The sequence below is a fragment of the uncultured Rhodococcus sp. genome, from assembly GCF_963525155.1.
GTDB classification, from domain to species: domain Bacteria; phylum Actinomycetota; class Actinomycetes; order Mycobacteriales; family Mycobacteriaceae; genus Rhodococcus_F; species Rhodococcus_F qingshengii.
In genome coordinates, this window is record NZ_CAURKP010000035.1 from 1 (window position 1) to 15,680 (window position 15,680).

A 15,680-nucleotide genomic window follows, 5' to 3' on the forward strand; every position below is an offset into this window, starting at 1 on the left:
AGATTGCCTTGTAAGAGTCGCGAGAACGGCTCCGGCCCCCATCTCGGTGTGAGAGGGGGGCCGAAGCGAGGGTGGGAATCAGCCGGTTACGCCGGTCAATTCGTTCGGGGCGTGATCGAGGGTGGTCTCGGTCAGGATGCTGCCGTCCTCGAGGTCGACTGCGATCAGCTTCTTCGACGCGGGGTCGGTGACGTATGCGGTGTGATCTTCTACGAAGAGCGCGGGCCTGGGCTCTTGCCACTTGGTGGGCTCGGTCCATGCGTCGATAACGGCGATCTTCTTGGTGACGACGCCGGTGTTCGGGTCGATGACGTGGATGGCGCCGTCGGTGCCGAGTACCAGTGCCTCTCCGTGCGGTCCGCGGCCGAGTGAGCGGAAGGTGTAGCTGGTGCCGAGGTCGACGAGCTTGAGTTCGGACGTCGTCGTGTTGGTCAGCGAGACCCGTTGCGGACGTTCGAGTTCGGCGTCCTTGTCAGTCTTGTAATCACCCAGCACGATGTCCGACTCCTCCGAGCCTGCCTGATTTCCGATGCGGCCGTATGCATCCGGACTCTGGACCTTGGTGATCGCTCCGTTCTTGTACACGAGCAACCCGTCCTGGCAGCCCAGCACGATGGCTTCGCCGGCAGCGACTGCTTCGCCGTGGACACCGGGGCACTGTTCGTTGCGCAGGATTTCCTTGCGGTCGGCATCGAGGACAGCTATGCCGTTGCGGGACTCCGAATTTCCGATTGTCGTCAACAGACTGCCGTCGGCAAGTGCGACCGCGACGCCGTGATGGGGTTCCGGGGTGGTGTACGTCTCGACGCGGGGCTGACGTTTTGCCAACTGAACCGGGTCGAAGATCTCGACCAGTCCCGAGCCGTCGTTGAAGAGGACCGTCTTTCCGGCATGGCGTACGACGTGTCCGGGCTCGTTGGCTGCGAACTCGACCTCGGACATCGCGGGATCGGCTGTGTAGTAATGAGAATGATCACCGTGAGCCGAAGACCACGTGCCGGTGTCGAGCACCTTGAATGCTTCGCCGGCAGAGATCATGACGTGGCGACCGTCGCCGGCCGGGTTGAGTCGGGTGAAGCCGTCGATCTCGGTCTCGCCGACCACGTCGAGGGAAGTTGCATCCAGCACCAGGACGCCGCCGTCGTACGACACGGCGAGACGTGGTGTTGCCGAGGCCTGTTCGGTTGGTGCGGCCGACGTCGTGGTCGTGGTTTCGGACTGGGCGGAGTCCTTGTTGTCGGACGAGCAACCCGTAACGAGGGCGAGTGAGAGGCCCACTGATGTGGCAAGGGTGAGGCGCCGCGACATGCGGGTGTTGAGGTGCATGGGTATAGATCTACTGCTTAATGTAAATGATTGTCAAAGTCGAGTATGCGAATATTCGCATGTCAGGTGTAGTCGGCTCGTTCGAGCATGCGCGAGGCGATGACCCCGAAGACGAGTCCCCAGAAAGCGGCTCCGATATTGAGTAGTTCGATGTCGGAGATCGTCACGAGGAACGCGATCAAAGCGCCGAAGGTGAATTTCCCGCCGAATGCGGTCACGAAGGCTCCCTGTAAGGCCTTGAGCATGGCCAGACCACCCAGAGTGACGATGAATGCCGTCGGAGTTCCCAACATCATCGCGACGAAAGTCGGGGCGAACAGTCCGAAGACGACGGCGAGTAAGCCGCAGAAGATTCCGGCGGTGTATTGGCGTGTCCGCTCTCCCGACGCCGTGAGCAATGCGTTCGTCGGCCCGGTAAGGCACGTCGAGACACAACCCACCGCCGCGTTCACGAGAGAGAACACACCGCAGGCAACCGTTGCTGCCCCGATCGGCGGTTGATGACCCGCTGCGCGGAGGACTGCGATTCCTTGGCCGTTCTGCACGACGACGACTGTGATCGCCAGCGGTACAACCAGTTCGATCATCGCCTGCCAAGACCAGGTTGGCGTGGTCAGCATCGGATGCGCCAGCCACTCGTGCGCGTCGCCGGCGGAGTTGAATCTTCCGGCCGCGAGTATCACGACCACGCCGACGATCAACGCGCCGAGAACGGGCGGAACGAATCTTCCCAGCTTGGTGAACACGCTCAGAGCGACAAAGGTGGCGATCATCGGCAGGGCGATCACCGCGTCGTGGGCGGGCGCTTCGATCAAATCCGTTCCGAAATGAAGGAAAACGCCTGCCACCATTGCCATTACGATGGGCAAGGGTAATGCGGCCATGATCGGTGTGACCCACCCTGTCAATCCCAACATCAAGATCAGGGCGCCGGTCGCGAAGAACGCTCCGAGCACTTGCTCCCACGGCAGATGCTCCAACGACGCTCCGACGACAACGGTTCCGGGAATCGTCCAGAAGAAGGCCAGCGGCTGCCGGTACAGCCAGGAAGCCGTGATGGTGAGAATGCCGTTGACGAAGAAGGCACCGAAAAGCCAAGAGGCCAATTGAGCTTGACTCAGTCCACCCGCCAACCCCGCAGCGAGAATGACCGCCACCGGCCCGGTGGCCGAGAAGACGATGCCGATGATTCCGTTGGCAATGGACGTTCCGCCGAAGTCGCGCAAGACCCGCTTCGGGCCGTAGAGCGGTTGGGGGAGTGGCTCGGTGACGACGCGAACGGGCGCGGTCGTCGCAGTGTCCGGCATGTTCTCAGTTCTCCTGATGCGGATCCGAAAGCCCTCGGTCGCGGAACAAAGCCGCGAGTTCGCTCCGTGATCGCAGTCCGAGTTTCGCATACGCGCGCGTGAGGTGATATTGAATGGTCTTGACGGAGAGGAACAATTCGCCGGCAGCTTCCTTGTTGGACTTGCCCGCTGCAACAAGGTCGGCGACGGCTCGTTCTTGCGGGGTCAGGTCGGTGATTCCCTTCTCCGTCCGCGAGAGGTTCAACCCGCCCGCGCGGAGTTCGCGCTCGCAGCGCTCGACGTAAGTAGCGGCGCCCAACGAGTGATACAGCTCGCGGGCGGCGCGGAGGACGACGTCGGCCTCTGCGCGTTTCCCCGCCCGGCGGAGAGTTTGGCCGTAGGCAAAATTGATTCGGGCTCGGTCGTAGGGGAGCGGCAGCGTCTCGATGCCGAGTAGTGCAGCATCGAAACTTTCTCTTGCCGAGTCGAGTTCGCCCCGTGCGCCGTGGATCCGGCCGCGAACGTAGCCGAGACGTGCCGCAGCTGAGCGGTGCTCCCGACGTCGTGCGGTCTGCTCGTGTGGTTGCAGAAAGGCGTCGGCATCATCAGCTCGCCCGACCATGACCAATGCATTGGCGTAGAGATCGACCCACGGCCAGAAGCCCGGCTCGTCGAGCCATTGTTGCGCCTTGCTCGAGGTGAGCGGAGCCAGCGCCACCAGAACTTCGGCGTAGTCGGCGGCGGCCTCGGCAACCTGGGCCCTGGCGAGAAGTGCAGGAACATACATGATTTCGTAGGCGTGAATGCCGGCGTACGCACGTCGCACATGGTCACGGGCCAGTTCCCAGTTGCCGCGCAGAGCGTGAATCTGTGCTCCCGACCAGTGGACCAACGGCCGGATGATCTCGATCTCGAACCGATCCACCTCGGCACCGGCGCCCTCGACGGTCGAGAGCGCTTCGTCCCAGGCGCCGAGAGCGAATTGAGTGCGGGCGAGCCAGGCCTGTGCCCACAGTGAGATTCTTGCCGAACCACTGGAAAACTCTGTGGACACCGCACTTTCGAGGTCGCGTCTGGCGGACTCCGGGTGGTCCAACGCAAGCTCGAGCCATCCGCGTCCCATCTGGAAGCGCTGTGCTTGGGCTCCGGGGCGGACACGATCGGAGAGTTCGGCGTATGCCGCGAGCGCATTCTCGGTTCTTCCGGTAGCGCCGAGCCCGAGACCCTTGATCGCTTCGGACTCCACTGCTGCGGGATCATAAGGGCCCACCAATTCGACTGCGCGGTCAACCCACTCGACGAGCGCCGTGCCATCGAGCCGAGCCAGAGAATGCAGGACCATTCGTTGGGCGATCATCGCAGCGATGCCTGGCTCACGATCCACGCTGCAGCTGTCCCACGCTCTGGTCAGAAGATCGGCGGCCTCGGTCGGTCGCCCTCTATGGATGGCGAGGTAGCCGAGGACGGCGTCGCGGAGAGGCCCGCGCGAAATACTCTCGATCTCCGGCACGAAGACCATGGCGCGGGGGATGTCACCCGATCCGGTCAGCGCGTCGACTCCGCGGAGCAGTCGGTCCTCGTGTTCGGTTCGGGCCGTGGTGAGACGGCTTGCCGTGACCATGGCGTCGGCGACTTCCGACCACGCGCCGTCGGATGCTCGTAGTGATGCGTACGCAACGAGTTCGGCGGCGAGGTCCTCGTCATGGGTGGTGCTGGCAGCGGCAAGGTGGAAAAGCCGTTCACCTTCTCCCCAAGCGATCTCGGCTGCGCGTGTGTGCAGCAGATGCAAGTGCGCGGGTCCCAACGCCCCGCGCACTGCGGCCGTGACCATCGTGCTGCTCAGTGACACCTCGGTGCTGCCGTGCTGCTCGTGGACAGAAAGGAGGCCGCTGGCAAAGGCGCTGTCCAAGGCGCCGACCACGTCGTCGATTTCGGCCAGCTGAGCAAGATGCGACAACGTCGTGCTGCGCCCGACAACTGCTGCGGCTTCGATCAACGTTCGTGCTCCCGCCGAACACGTAGCGAGGGCGGCGGCGATCGATACTGCACGATGGCGAGGGACGGGCAAAGTTCGGTGCCACTGGGTCCAATAGGTAGGTGGCAGCTCGTCGAGAAGCGAGACGATGTCGAGTGTGTTGCCCGCGGTGAAGTCCTGAAGGGCGAGCGCGACGCCGGAGCTGAGATCGATTCCGCTTCGCATGCGCGCGATGTCGATGATGACGGGTGCGTCGATCGGGCTGATGTGCAAACGCGTCGACCAGTGCAGGTCGAGAATCTGCCTGACATCCTCGCGCAGGAACGGCGTTTCCTCGGCGACGAGGACGAAGAGCAGTGGTGCCGTTCGGCCTCGATGGAGGGCGGAGGTGATTGCCTGAAGCGAGCTGACATCGCTGTGATGGGCATCGTCGACGACGATCAGGGTCAGTTGCTCCGCTGCGTCGACGATCTCGTGTGCAACGGCGACCGGGTCCGAGTTGGAAACCGGACGTTCGAGTAGTTGTTCGATCACTCCGAAGGCAGTGTTCGATTCCCACTCCAGCCCACGAGCGCGGCGGAGCGTATGAGCGGAAGAGATTTCGGCGAACCGGTCGACGAGAGTGGACTTACCGCTACCGGCATCGCCCTCGACCAGCACGAGAGTCGGCACTCCTGTCTCTGCCGCGGCCAAGGCTCGGCCGAGAACGGCGAGCTCGCGTTCTCGGCCGAGCAACAGGTCACGAAGTGTCACCCGACTACCGTAACGCCGGGCTCACCACGGGTTTCCTTTTCGGCACGGTCTCCATCGGATCGAAGTGCAGTGGCACCCAGGTCGGGTGCTTGCTTCGGCACGAAGAAGGTGACGATGGCGCCCAGCACCGCGATTCCGGCGAAGACGTAGAACGCCGATTCGGAACTGATTCCGGCGCTGATCAAACTTCCGCCGATCAGTGGCCCGAATATCCCGCCCAGACGTCCGAATCCGGCGCACCACGCGACACCTGCGGCCCGAGCGGCCGTCGAATAGTAGTTGGACACGAATCCGTAGATCAGAACCTGAGTACCGATGGTTCCGACACCCGCGATGGCAACGGAGGCGAGGAGTACGGGAAGCGGGAACCCGAATATGAACAGGAGCAGGGCGAGTGCGGCCAGGCCGAAGGTGGTTGCGACAACCCGCTGCGGACCGGTTACGTCTGCGATCTTGGAGGCGAGAAGTCCACCGATGATGGCACCGCCGTTGAGAACCAACAGGAACGAGAGCGAACCCTTCGCGTTGTATCCCGCGTTTTCCATGATCTTGGGCAGCCAGGTGTTCAGTCCGTAGGTCAGGAGGAGGCCGGCGAAGCTCATGAGGCCGAGAAGCGCGGTGCCCCAGACATATTGTCTGCTCGCCAACGCTCGGAAGCCGACCTTCTCGGCTACGGCGTCGTTGGGTCGATCTGTACCGACAGGCAATGGAATTCCGGTTTTCGAGGAAATGGCGCGAGCTTCCTCGACACGTCCGCGAGCAATCAGCCACGCGGGGGACTCGGGCAGTTTGAACCAGGCGAGTGGGAACAGGAACACCAATGGCAGCGCGCCGATGAGGAACAGTCCGCGCCATCCGATGGAATCACGGAGAACGATCGCCAGGACGGAAGCCATGACGCCACCGGCCGGGACACCGCTGTAGACGATGGCGTTGAACAGATTGCGGCGTCCCGGCGGCGCGAACTCGGCAATCATGGCTCCGGCGGTGGCGACAAGCCCACCGACACCGATGCCGGTGAAGAACCGCAGCAGACCGAAGGTGGTGATGCTGGTGGCGAACGCTGCCAGTGCCATTCCGACCGAGAACCAGATGATGTTGACCAGCATCATCTTTCGGCGACCGAAGTGATCGCCGATCGCTCCACACGTCAGTGCGCCGACCATCACTCCGACGAGTGCATACGAACCCAACGCGCCGGCCTGAGATGCGGTCAAGGTGCCGATATGGCTGGGGTCGTCCATGAGTACGGGCAGGATCGTGCCGTACACGACCAGGTCGTATCCGTCGAACAGAATGGCAATGGCGGCGATGGTGACCACCCACAACACTGACGAGCGATGGCGGGCACTGGCCCAGGAACCACGTTCGATCGAGGACATGGCGAATCTCCGTTCGAGAGATCAGGAATCGGGGGAGGCTGGATTCAGCCGAGGTCGCCACCGGCGACGGGCAGAACCGTTCCGGTGACATACGAAGCCTCTTCGGAGGCAAGGAAAGTGATAGCAGCAGCCTGTTCGTCCAGGGTGCCGTAACGCTTGAGTAGCGACGAGTCGACGGTCTGGTCGACGATCTGCTGGTACCAGGCCTTCTCCTCGTCGGTCTCGGCACCCGGTCCGCGTGCCACGACGCGTGGTGGCGCCTCGGTTCCGCCGGGAGCGGTTGCCACGACGCGTATTCCGTACTGCGCGACTTCCATCGCCAGTGCAGCGGTGATCGCGCTGACCCCGCCCTTGGCCGCCGCGTAAGGAACACGGTTGACACCGCGGGTGGCGACCGAGGAGACGTTGACGATGGTGCCGCTCGCCTGCTCGATCAGATGGGGCAGTACGGCGCGACACGTCCAGAGCGTGGGGAACAATGATCGTGTGACCTCGGCATGTATCTGCTGCGGCGTGTAGTGCTCGTAGGGTTTGGCCCAGATGGTCCCACCGACGTTGTTGATCAGGACGTCGATGCGTCCGAAGCGCTCCAATGCGGAATCTATTGCATTCTGGGCACCTTCGAACGTCTCGAGGTCCGCGGTCACCGAATGGGAACGCTCCAGCGGTGTCGCGATGTCGTGAACCAGTTCAGCTCGATCCACAAGCGCGACGGAACCACCTTCTGCGGAAACTCTTTCGGCAACGCTGCGCCCGATCCCCTGAGCCGCTCCGGTGACGACCACGACCCGGTCGTCGAACCGGCCGGCGAAGAATCTCGTGCTCACGACGCCACACTTTGCCGAGCGTCAGTGATGGCGCGGTGCATCGTCGACTTGGCGTGTTCGCTGTGCTGGACGATCAGATCACGGGCCGTGGCGCGATCATTCTGCTCGAATGCACGCACGATTCGTGAGTGATCCTCCGCGACATGTTCGTCCACCCAATCGGCGGTGCGGAGCACTCGGTTCATCAGTTGTGTGACCTCGAGACGGTGGTATGCCTGCAGGAGCACTTCGTTTCCGGTGCAGCGGAAGAGGAAGTCGTGGAACAGGGCATTGGTCTCGGTGAATGCCGCTGCGTCCGTGAAGTGATCGCGGTCGATGGAAGCAGCCGAGTTCTCCGCCAGAATGCGGTACTCCGTCAACTGTGCCGGAGTGAGGCGGCCGATCGTGAGTTCCATTGCTCCGAGTTCGAGGGCCATCCGAGCGTCGAACTGTGCGTCCGACTCCGTGACCGGCAGATGTTCTTCACCGATCTCGTACGTGCCGGCAGCTGATTCTTCGGCCGAGGCTGCCGGTGAATCAGCCGGTGCTGCCGCATTGTTGAACTTTTCGAAGTAGAAGTTCGTGGGTGTGATCGATACGTCCTTGAAGTGCAGACGTACGGCTTCGACCATCGGCGGCGGGCCGCACAGGTAGACGTCCACGTTGCCGTCGTCGAGGTGATCGGGCTCGATCAAGCCGGTGACATAGCCCTTGTTCGGTGCTGTGCTGTCGGGATCGGATACGCAGTAGTCGAAGGTGAACTGGGGTAGAGACTCCGCGTAGTCGTGCAGTGTGTCGAGTTCGACGAGATCGGTGTCGGAGCTGACGCCGTAGACCAGATGGACGGGCCGAGTGGAGCTTTCGGTACGCATCTTCTCCAGTATGGAGAGCAGCGGGGCCAAGCCGGTTCCGCCGGCAAGCAGTAGGGCTCTCCGTTGACCTGACCGGAGGAAGAAGCTACCCATCGGTCCGGTCAATTCGAGAGTGTCGCCTACCTGCGCACGCTGACTGAGATACTCGGACATCAGACCACCCGGGGTGATCTTGACCAGGAACGACGCCGACTCGACCTCAGGGCCGGAGCTGAACGAGTACGACCGCGTCGCTTCGGTTCCGGGAACGAGGATGTTCACGTACTGACCGGGGAGGAAGACCAGATCTGCGCGGTTGTCGACTGCGACGGTGAAACCCACCGTGGAATCCGAATGGCGAATGATCTCGGTGATGGTGGACGTGTACGAACCGGCAGTGGTCTTGGCGACCGCCGACGTGGTGGGAATCTGCAGCACGAGATCAGATTCCGGCACCATCTGGCACGGAAGGCAGTATCCCTGCTCGGCCTCGTCGTCCGTCAGGGCCTCCTCGATGTAGTCGCCGGCATCGAAAGTACCTGACTCACAGAGTGATTTGCAGGTGCCACATGCTCCGTCGCGGCAGTCGAGCGGAATGTTGATTCGTGCGCGGTACGACGCGTCCGCGACGGTCTCGTCGGTGTTGCATTCGACGAAGCGGGTGATGCCGTCTTCGAAACTCAGGGCTACTTGAAAGGTCGGCGCAGCTTGAATGCTCATGGGAAACAGCTCGATTCGAAGGGAAGTCGTGTCAGAAGTGGTAGATGTCGACCACGTGATGGATGTAGTCGTTCTTGAGGACTACCTTCTTCTTCATGATCAACGGCTGCTCGCCCGAGAAGTCGATCGTGTAGTGCGAGGTGCCGAAGTAGGTGTCGACTGTGTTGTAGCGGAAGTACAGCGTGAACCAATTGAAGCGGACGTCGACGACGAAGCCGCGTTCTTCGATCACTTCCACGTTGGTGATGTTGTGACCGGTGCGGGGCTCGGGAAGGCTTGTCGCGCTGGAACGGTCAGTCCTGATTCGGAACACGCGGTCCTCGATACCGCCGCGATTCGGGTAGTAGATCAGGGAGATCTCTGCGGCCGGGTCCGTGGTCAGCTCGCCGTCGTCCGCCCATGCGGGCATCCAGTACTCGGAATCGGGGTGGTAGCACTCGATCCACTTCTCGAACTCGCGATCGTCCAGATAGCGAGCCTCACGGTAGAGAAACTGCTGCACTGTTTCGAGGGCGACGGCATTGGTGGTGGTGACAGTCATGGTGATCGTCCTCAGATGGTCCGGTTGGAAGCGGCTTGCTCGGCATCTACGGCCGCAAGCATGGCGTCGCGCCAGTACCCGTGCTGAATGGGATACAAGCCTTCGTCCTCGGTCTTGGCTCCGCTCGAGAGCACGCGATTCATGCCGAGATCCTTCGCGACGTCGTTCGGACCGGGAATCTGGTGTGTGACGCCACGGCTGAGGTCGTTCCACGGGGCGCCGGCTGCCTGGTAGGTCTTCTGGCAGGAACGGAACTCTTCGAGATCGTCCGGGGTGGCCATACCGCTGGCATTGAAGAAGTCCTCGTACTGACGGATGCGGTTGCTGCGCGCTTCGGCGCTCTCTCCCTTGGGCGCGATGCAGTAGATGGTGACTTCGGTCTGGTCCACGGAGATCGGACGGAAGTGCCGGATCTGGCTGCTGAATTGATCCATGAGGTAGACGTTCGGGTACAGGCAGAGGTTCCTCGACGCACCGACCATGAATTCGGCCTTCTTGGAACCGAACTGAGCCTCCAGTTCTGCTTTGCGTTCGAACAGGGGTCGGTCCTCGGGATTGCCCCACCACATCCAGAGCAGGAGGTGGCCGTAGTCGTAGGAGAAGTATCCACCGCCCTGCTTCCCCCAGGTGCCCGCGTCCATGGCTTTGGTCTCGTTGGACGATTCACCGGCGGTGCGGCGAGCGGTGGTAGCGGCGTAGTTCCAGTGCGTCGAAGACACGTGGTAGCCGTCGGCACCGTTCTCGGTCTGCAGCTTCCAGTTGCCGTCGTAGGTGTAGGTGGAAGCACCGCGCAGAACTTCGAGTCCGTCAGGTGACTGATCGACGATCATGTCGATGACCTTCGTGGTGTCACCGAGGTGCTCTTCGAGTGGCAGCACGTCGGGGTTGAGGCTGCCGAAGAGGAAGCCGCGATAGTTCTCGAACCGCGCCACCCTGGTCAGGTCGTGTGAGCCGTCTTTGTTGAACTGCTCCGGATAGCCACCGGTGCGAGTGTCCTTGGCCTTGAGGAGTTTTCCGCTGTTGTTGAAGGTCCAGCCGTGGAACGGGCAGGTGAAGGTGGTTCGGTTGTCGGTCTTACGGCGACAGAGCATCGCACCGCGGTGGCTGCATGCGTTGATCAGCGCACCCAATTCGCCGTCCTTGTTGCGGGTGATCACGATGGGCTGACGGCCCATGTAGGTGGTGAAGTAGTCGCCGACGTTCGGGATCTGGCTCTCGTGCGCGAGGTAGATCCAATTGCCCTCGAAGATGTGCGTCATCTCGAGTTCGAACAGTTGCTCGTCTGTGAAGACGCTGCGCCGCACCTGGTAGCGGCCGGTCTCCGGGTCCTCGACGAGCGCGTCGTCGAGGACGGCGCGGATGTTCGCGAACTGGTCGGTGCCGCGGGCAGCATCCAACATATCCGTCATGGGTGTCCTCCAGATAAGAGTGGGCGCCTACCGAGAAAGCCGAGGGCTGTCGGACCAAATCGGTGGGACCCGCTTTCCGGACGGGGCTGCGTCCGGTACTGAATTCACCTTGACATCGTGTGTCTCGGGTCACACTAGGCAATTGCCTAGTCCTGACCAAGGGTGCAGTGTTCGTCGAATTCTGCTGATGGGCCATGCCTGCTGAAGACGACGACCAGGGCGGACTCGACATCGCGAGTCCGCCCTACCTGCCGAGGGGGTTACCGGTTCTTGAAGAACGAGACGTCGTCGTTGCCGATGAGGTCAGGGACCGTCCAGCCGTCGAGGTCGTATTCACTCAGGCACTGCTCGGCCAGTCCCTTCATGGAACTTGCGTGTCCACGATTCTGGGCTGCGAACAGCAGTTCCGCTTTGACGTTTTCGTGATTGCCGGAGTAGTTGCGCTCGTAGAGTTCGTGTCGGCCGCCGAACTCGGTGCCGATCGAATCCCACAGAGCCTTCATGACTTTCACGCGGTCGACGGCGGTGATGCCGTCGGAACCGCGAACGTACTTGTCGAGGTACGGACGCACGTCCGGGCTCTTGAAGTCGAGTGAACTCGAAGGCAGGTAGATCAAGCCCGACGCGACGTCCTGTTCGATGATCTCCTTGATCCGCGGGTACCCCTGGATCATGAACATTCGATAGGTGAGGCCGTACTCGAGCTTCGGGATCACCGAATCGCCGACCCACTGTTCGGGATCGCGTGCCATCGATTCGGTCAACGACCAGAAGAGGTTTCGCCACCCGATCACCTCACCGACACGGGTCTGGACTCCGCGGAAGCCGCCGGCGCCGGTGGCTTCGAGTGCCTTCATCAACAGTCCGGCGATGAAGTCGAGCTTGACGGCCAGGCGAGTGCAGCCCTGAAAGGTGAAGCGCGGCAGGAAGCCCGATTGAGGGAAGAATGCGTTGATCCGGTCGACGTCGCCGTACATGAAGACGTTTTCCCACGGAACCAACACCTTGTCGAAGACGAAGATGGTGTCGTTCTCGTCCATGCGACTCGACAGCGGATAATCGAACGGACTGCCCATCACCGCAGCATGTTCGGTGTACGAGGTGCGGCAGATCAGCTTCACACCCGGCGCGTCCATCGGTACCGTGCAGATCAGGGCGAACTGCTTCTTCTTGATCGGCAGACCGTAGTGAGCGATGAAGTTGTAGTTCGTGATCGCCGATCCGGTGGCGACCACTTTGGCGCCGCTGACGATCAAACCTGCGTCGGTTTCCTTCTCCACCTTCATGAAGACGTCACCGACCTCGTCCGGTGGAAGTTGGCGATCCACCGGGGGATTGATGATCGCGTGGTTCCAGTACAGAACCTTCTCCTGCGATTCGCGGTACCAGCGTTCGGCGTTGTCCTGGAACGGTGCGTACAACTCCTTGTTGGCGTGGAGGGTGCCCAGGAAACTCGCCTTGTAGTCGGGGGAACGGCCCATCCAGCCGTAGGTCATACGAGCCCACGTCGCTATGGCATCGCGTTCCTTGAGCAGATCGGCCGAGGACGTCGGAGTGCGGAAGAATGGCATGGTGACACCGCCGTTGCCCGTGTCCGTCGGAACGGTCAAGGCGTCCACGTGCTCGCCCGTATGCAGAGCGTCGTACAGCCTCGCGGTCATGCGGATCGGATTCCGGAACGCGGGGTGTGTCGTGACGTCCTTGACGCGATCACCGTGAAGCCAGATCTCGCGACCGTCCTGCAGGCTCGAGATGTACTCGTCACCGGTCATCGGTCGGGTGGCGAAGTTCTTCGTGCGGTTGGCTTCGCAATCGGCGGCCGGATTGACCTGTGGCGCTCCGGAATCTGCGGGATCGACGCCGGTGGGAGGAATTTCGGTGGTCGTCATGGCAAAGCCTTTCAGATCGTTTGGGGTGCGGGCTGAAGATGAATCGGGGTGAACGAAGTGGTGGCGTCGAACCAGCCGCTGTGGGGGTCGTCCTGACTTCCGTTCCAGACTGTGGTCGAAGAGGTAGTGCCTAGATCGTGAAAAGTGCTTCGGTAGAACAGAAGCGGATCCTTGCCACTCGACTGAGCGTCGACGATCTCGCCGATGAAGATGATGTGGTCACCGCCGTCGTACTCCCTCCACGGGACGCACGAGATGGTTGCTGCGGCGCCGTCGAGCAGGGGAGCGGTCGGTCCGTCGATCCACCTCGGTTCGGTGCGCTGCGGTCGGCCGGCAAAATGCATGGCCGTGTCCACTTGGTCGGAGGCAAGGATGTTGACCGCAAACGGCGCGTTGCCGAGGTAGCCGCACGCCTTGGACTTGCGAGTCATCGTGATCTGGCACAGCCGTGGTTCCAGGGAAATGGCCGTGAATGCGGTGACGGTGGCTCCGTGTGGTTGACCGTCGGCATTGGTACAGGTGATGACGGTGACGCCGCTCGCGAATTGACCGAAGATTCCTCGAAGCTGATTTTGTTCCATGACCGGACCTCCTTGTCGGATGGCGGGTGAGTGAGAGTGCCGCGAAGTGCGGGAGGGAAGTAGTGGGCGACTAGCGCCGGGAGTGAAGACGAACGTACGGCGGGCGCAGGCTTCGGTCGATCCGTACAGCGCGGTGGCTATCCGGATTGCGCACCCGATCGCGGCCCGTACCCGTTTTCTCTTGGAAGTGACCGGGGACACAGTGTTCAATGATGTTCAGCGCCCTTGCTCGGCAATGTGGCTGGTCACGGGTTTGGAAGGTGAAGAAGGACGATGGTCGACTCCATGATCGGTACTGCTCCCCGCGACTGGGACGAGGCGTGTCATGCGGTTTCGGACGCCTATTTTCCGCACACGCTGACGCCGTTGTCTCGGCATGCGGCCAGTGGAGTCGGGGTGTGCACCACCGAGTTGGGACCGCTGAGGATCGCTCATATTCGGTGGGGAGCTGACGTCGCCGTCGAATCCGATCATCCCGGTGCCTATGGGGTGAACATCCCGCTCTCGGGCGAGCTCGAGTCGGTGTTCGCGGGCTCGCACGTGCTCTCGACGCAGGGTGTTGCGACGGTATGTCCACCCGACATCACGACGAGAATTACGCGGTGGAGTGCGGACTGCGAGATCGTCGGAGTCCGGATGGACCGTCAGTACCTCGACCGTGAGATGGAAAAGGTTCTCGGTCGACCCGGAATGCACTTGCCTGATCAGGTGGATCTTCGGGGCGACGACGGAGCCAGATGGCTGAAATTTGTTCGCTCACTGTCGGATCAGATACTCGGCCCGGTCGGCGTGCTGCACAACGACCTGGTGGCAGGTCAGCTCTCCGGCGCCGTGGTCACGGCATTCGTCCTTGCCGCAATGCCCGAAAGCGAGGACGCGGTGTGTAACGCCAGGCCCCGTATCGTCAAGCGGGTGCTCGACGAGATGCACGACGACCCGGCCCGCGTGTGGACCGCAGCCGAGATGGCGGAGGTGGCGGGCGTCAGCGTACGGAGATTGCAGGAGGGATTTCGGCAGTACGTGGGCCGGAGTCCGTCGGAATGCCTGCTCGACATCCGTCTCGAGCGGGTCCATGCAGATCTGGTGGATGCCGACGACTCGACGACGGTCACCGATGTCGCTGTGAGATGGGGTTTCACGCACACCGGACGGTTCGCGTCGTCGTTTCGGCGTAAGTACGGATTGTTGCCTTCCGAGGTGTTGAGGCGTTAGCTCCGGTGCCCCATGTCCGCGCTGAGCTGATTCGCCTTCTCGACGAGGAACGGCGCGACGTCGGCGCGGAAAGCTTCCGGGGATGTTCGTCCGGCCGAGGTCGAACACGCTGTCACTCCGACGACGCTTCCACCGGCGTCGCGGACGGGAGCAGCGAGGGAAATCAGGCCGTCTTCCAGTTCCTCCGATGTGAGCGCGTATCCCTGCTCGCGCACCACCCGGAGGGCGGTATGGAATGCGCCTTCGTCGGTGATCGTGGTGGGTGTGAGGGCGTCGAACGCGGAGTTCGCGATGACGTTGTCGACGATTTCGGTTGGCGCCCAAGCTAGCAGGGCTCGACCCATGGAGGTGGCATATGCAGGCACTCTGGTGCCGACGCTGACGTTGATGCTCATGATCCGCCGGACGGGTACACGCGCGGCGTAGACCACGTCGACACCGTCGAGCACCCCGAGCGACGCCGACTCGTGGGTGTGTTCTGCGATCTCCAACAGGCGAGGGAGCGCCGCCTCCGTCAAGGCATGTGATGCCGAGAAGTGCTGCCCGATGCTCAGAACGCGTGGGGTGAGCGACCACCGACTGTTGTTGCCGGTGACGTATCCGAGCTTCTGCAGCGTGAGGAGGATGCGCCGGACCGCTGGGCGGGAGAGACCCGTTTCGGCGGCAAGATCGGCGAGCGACGGGTTGGGGTTCTTCTCGTCGAAGGCCGTCAGCACAGCAAATCCACGCTCGATGCTCTGGATGTAATCGCGATCGTTCTCGCTCACGGAAAGGCCTTTCATCTGCGGGTATGCCCGATCGACGCCTTCGAAGGTTGACAAACCTTGTGACTGGGCGCACAGTACAAGCGTACGCACAGCGTAACAGATGTACGCAGAGCGTACAACCCAAACTTGGGGAGCCGACGCAGCCCAGCAGTACGGCACCCACCCGGTAACAGCCACATACG

12 protein-coding genes are annotated in these 15,680 nt (G+C 62.1%); 1 reads left to right on the plus strand and 11 read right to left on the minus strand.

Features of this window, described 5'->3' with window-relative positions; translation table 11 throughout:
* Window positions 1–78 precede the first annotated feature (78 nt).
* The 10 genes from aztD to RWT78_RS10415 all read right to left on the minus strand — a co-directional run bounded on the left by aztD (window position 79) and on the right by RWT78_RS10415 (window position 13,519).
* Window positions 79–1,326 carry a zinc metallochaperone AztD gene (aztD, locus tag RWT78_RS10370; RefSeq protein ID WP_050656067.1) on the minus strand — a complete coding sequence of 416 codons (1,248 nt, stop codon included), beginning with the start codon at window positions 1,324–1,326 and terminating at the stop codon, window positions 79–81.
* Between the two features lie 62 nt (window positions 1,327–1,388).
* Complete coding sequence (locus tag RWT78_RS10375; RefSeq protein ID WP_314675530.1) at window positions 1,389–2,633, minus strand: benzoate/H(+) symporter BenE family transporter; 1,245 nt, start codon at window positions 2,631–2,633, stop codon at window positions 1,389–1,391.
* A 4-nt stretch (window positions 2,634–2,637) separates the two neighbouring features.
* Window positions 2,638–5,340, minus strand: a complete 2,703-nt coding sequence (locus tag RWT78_RS10380) for a LuxR C-terminal-related transcriptional regulator (RefSeq protein WP_314675531.1) — start codon at window positions 5,338–5,340, stop codon at window positions 2,638–2,640.
* Window positions 5,337–6,722 carry an aromatic acid/H+ symport family MFS transporter gene (locus RWT78_RS10385; protein WP_314675532.1) on the minus strand — a complete coding sequence of 462 codons (1,386 nt, stop codon included), beginning with the start codon at window positions 6,720–6,722 and terminating at the stop codon, window positions 5,337–5,339. The genes RWT78_RS10380 and RWT78_RS10385 overlap by 4 nt, the downstream gene beginning before the upstream one ends.
* Before the next feature lie 44 nt (window positions 6,723–6,766).
* Window positions 6,767–7,549: a 1,6-dihydroxycyclohexa-2,4-diene-1-carboxylate dehydrogenase gene (locus RWT78_RS10390; RefSeq protein ID WP_058226668.1), complete on the minus strand. Its 783-nt coding sequence runs from the start codon at window positions 7,547–7,549 to the stop codon at window positions 6,767–6,769.
* Window positions 7,546–9,099: a benzoate 1,2-dioxygenase electron transfer component BenC gene (benC, locus tag RWT78_RS10395; protein WP_314675533.1), complete on the minus strand. Its 1,554-nt coding sequence runs from the start codon at window positions 9,097–9,099 to the stop codon at window positions 7,546–7,548. The genes RWT78_RS10390 and benC overlap by 4 nt, the downstream gene beginning before the upstream one ends.
* Before the next feature lie 31 nt (window positions 9,100–9,130).
* Window positions 9,131–9,640: a benzoate 1,2-dioxygenase small subunit gene (gene benB / locus RWT78_RS10400; RefSeq protein WP_003939939.1), complete on the minus strand. Its 510-nt coding sequence runs from the start codon at window positions 9,638–9,640 to the stop codon at window positions 9,131–9,133.
* Between the two features lie 11 nt (window positions 9,641–9,651).
* The gene (gene benA / locus RWT78_RS10405) at window positions 9,652–11,049 is read right to left on the minus strand and encodes a benzoate 1,2-dioxygenase large subunit (protein ID WP_314675534.1); all 1,398 of its coding nucleotides are present in this window, start codon (window positions 11,047–11,049) and stop codon (window positions 9,652–9,654) included.
* A 260-nt stretch (window positions 11,050–11,309) separates the two neighbouring features.
* The gene (locus RWT78_RS10410; protein ID WP_003939685.1) at window positions 11,310–12,938 is read right to left on the minus strand and encodes a 4-hydroxyphenylacetate 3-hydroxylase family protein; all 1,629 of its coding nucleotides are present in this window, start codon (window positions 12,936–12,938) and stop codon (window positions 11,310–11,312) included.
* 11 nt (window positions 12,939–12,949) lie between these two features.
* Entirely contained in the window at window positions 12,950–13,519 is a 570-nt protein-coding gene (locus RWT78_RS10415; RefSeq protein ID WP_269610750.1) for a flavin reductase family protein, read from the minus strand.
* A gap of 273 nt (window positions 13,520–13,792) precedes the next feature.
* Here RWT78_RS10415 and RWT78_RS10420 point away from each other — a divergent pair, with 273 nt between their 5' ends.
* Window positions 13,793–14,731: an AraC family transcriptional regulator gene (locus RWT78_RS10420; RefSeq protein WP_314675536.1), complete on the plus strand. Its 939-nt coding sequence runs from the start codon at window positions 13,793–13,795 to the stop codon at window positions 14,729–14,731.
* Here the strand turns inward: RWT78_RS10420 and RWT78_RS10425 are convergent.
* Complete coding sequence (locus tag RWT78_RS10425; protein WP_314675537.1) at window positions 14,728–15,498, minus strand: IclR family transcriptional regulator; 771 nt, start codon at window positions 15,496–15,498, stop codon at window positions 14,728–14,730. The genes RWT78_RS10420 and RWT78_RS10425 overlap by 4 nt on opposite strands.
* Between the last annotated feature and the right edge of the window lie 182 nt (window positions 15,499–15,680).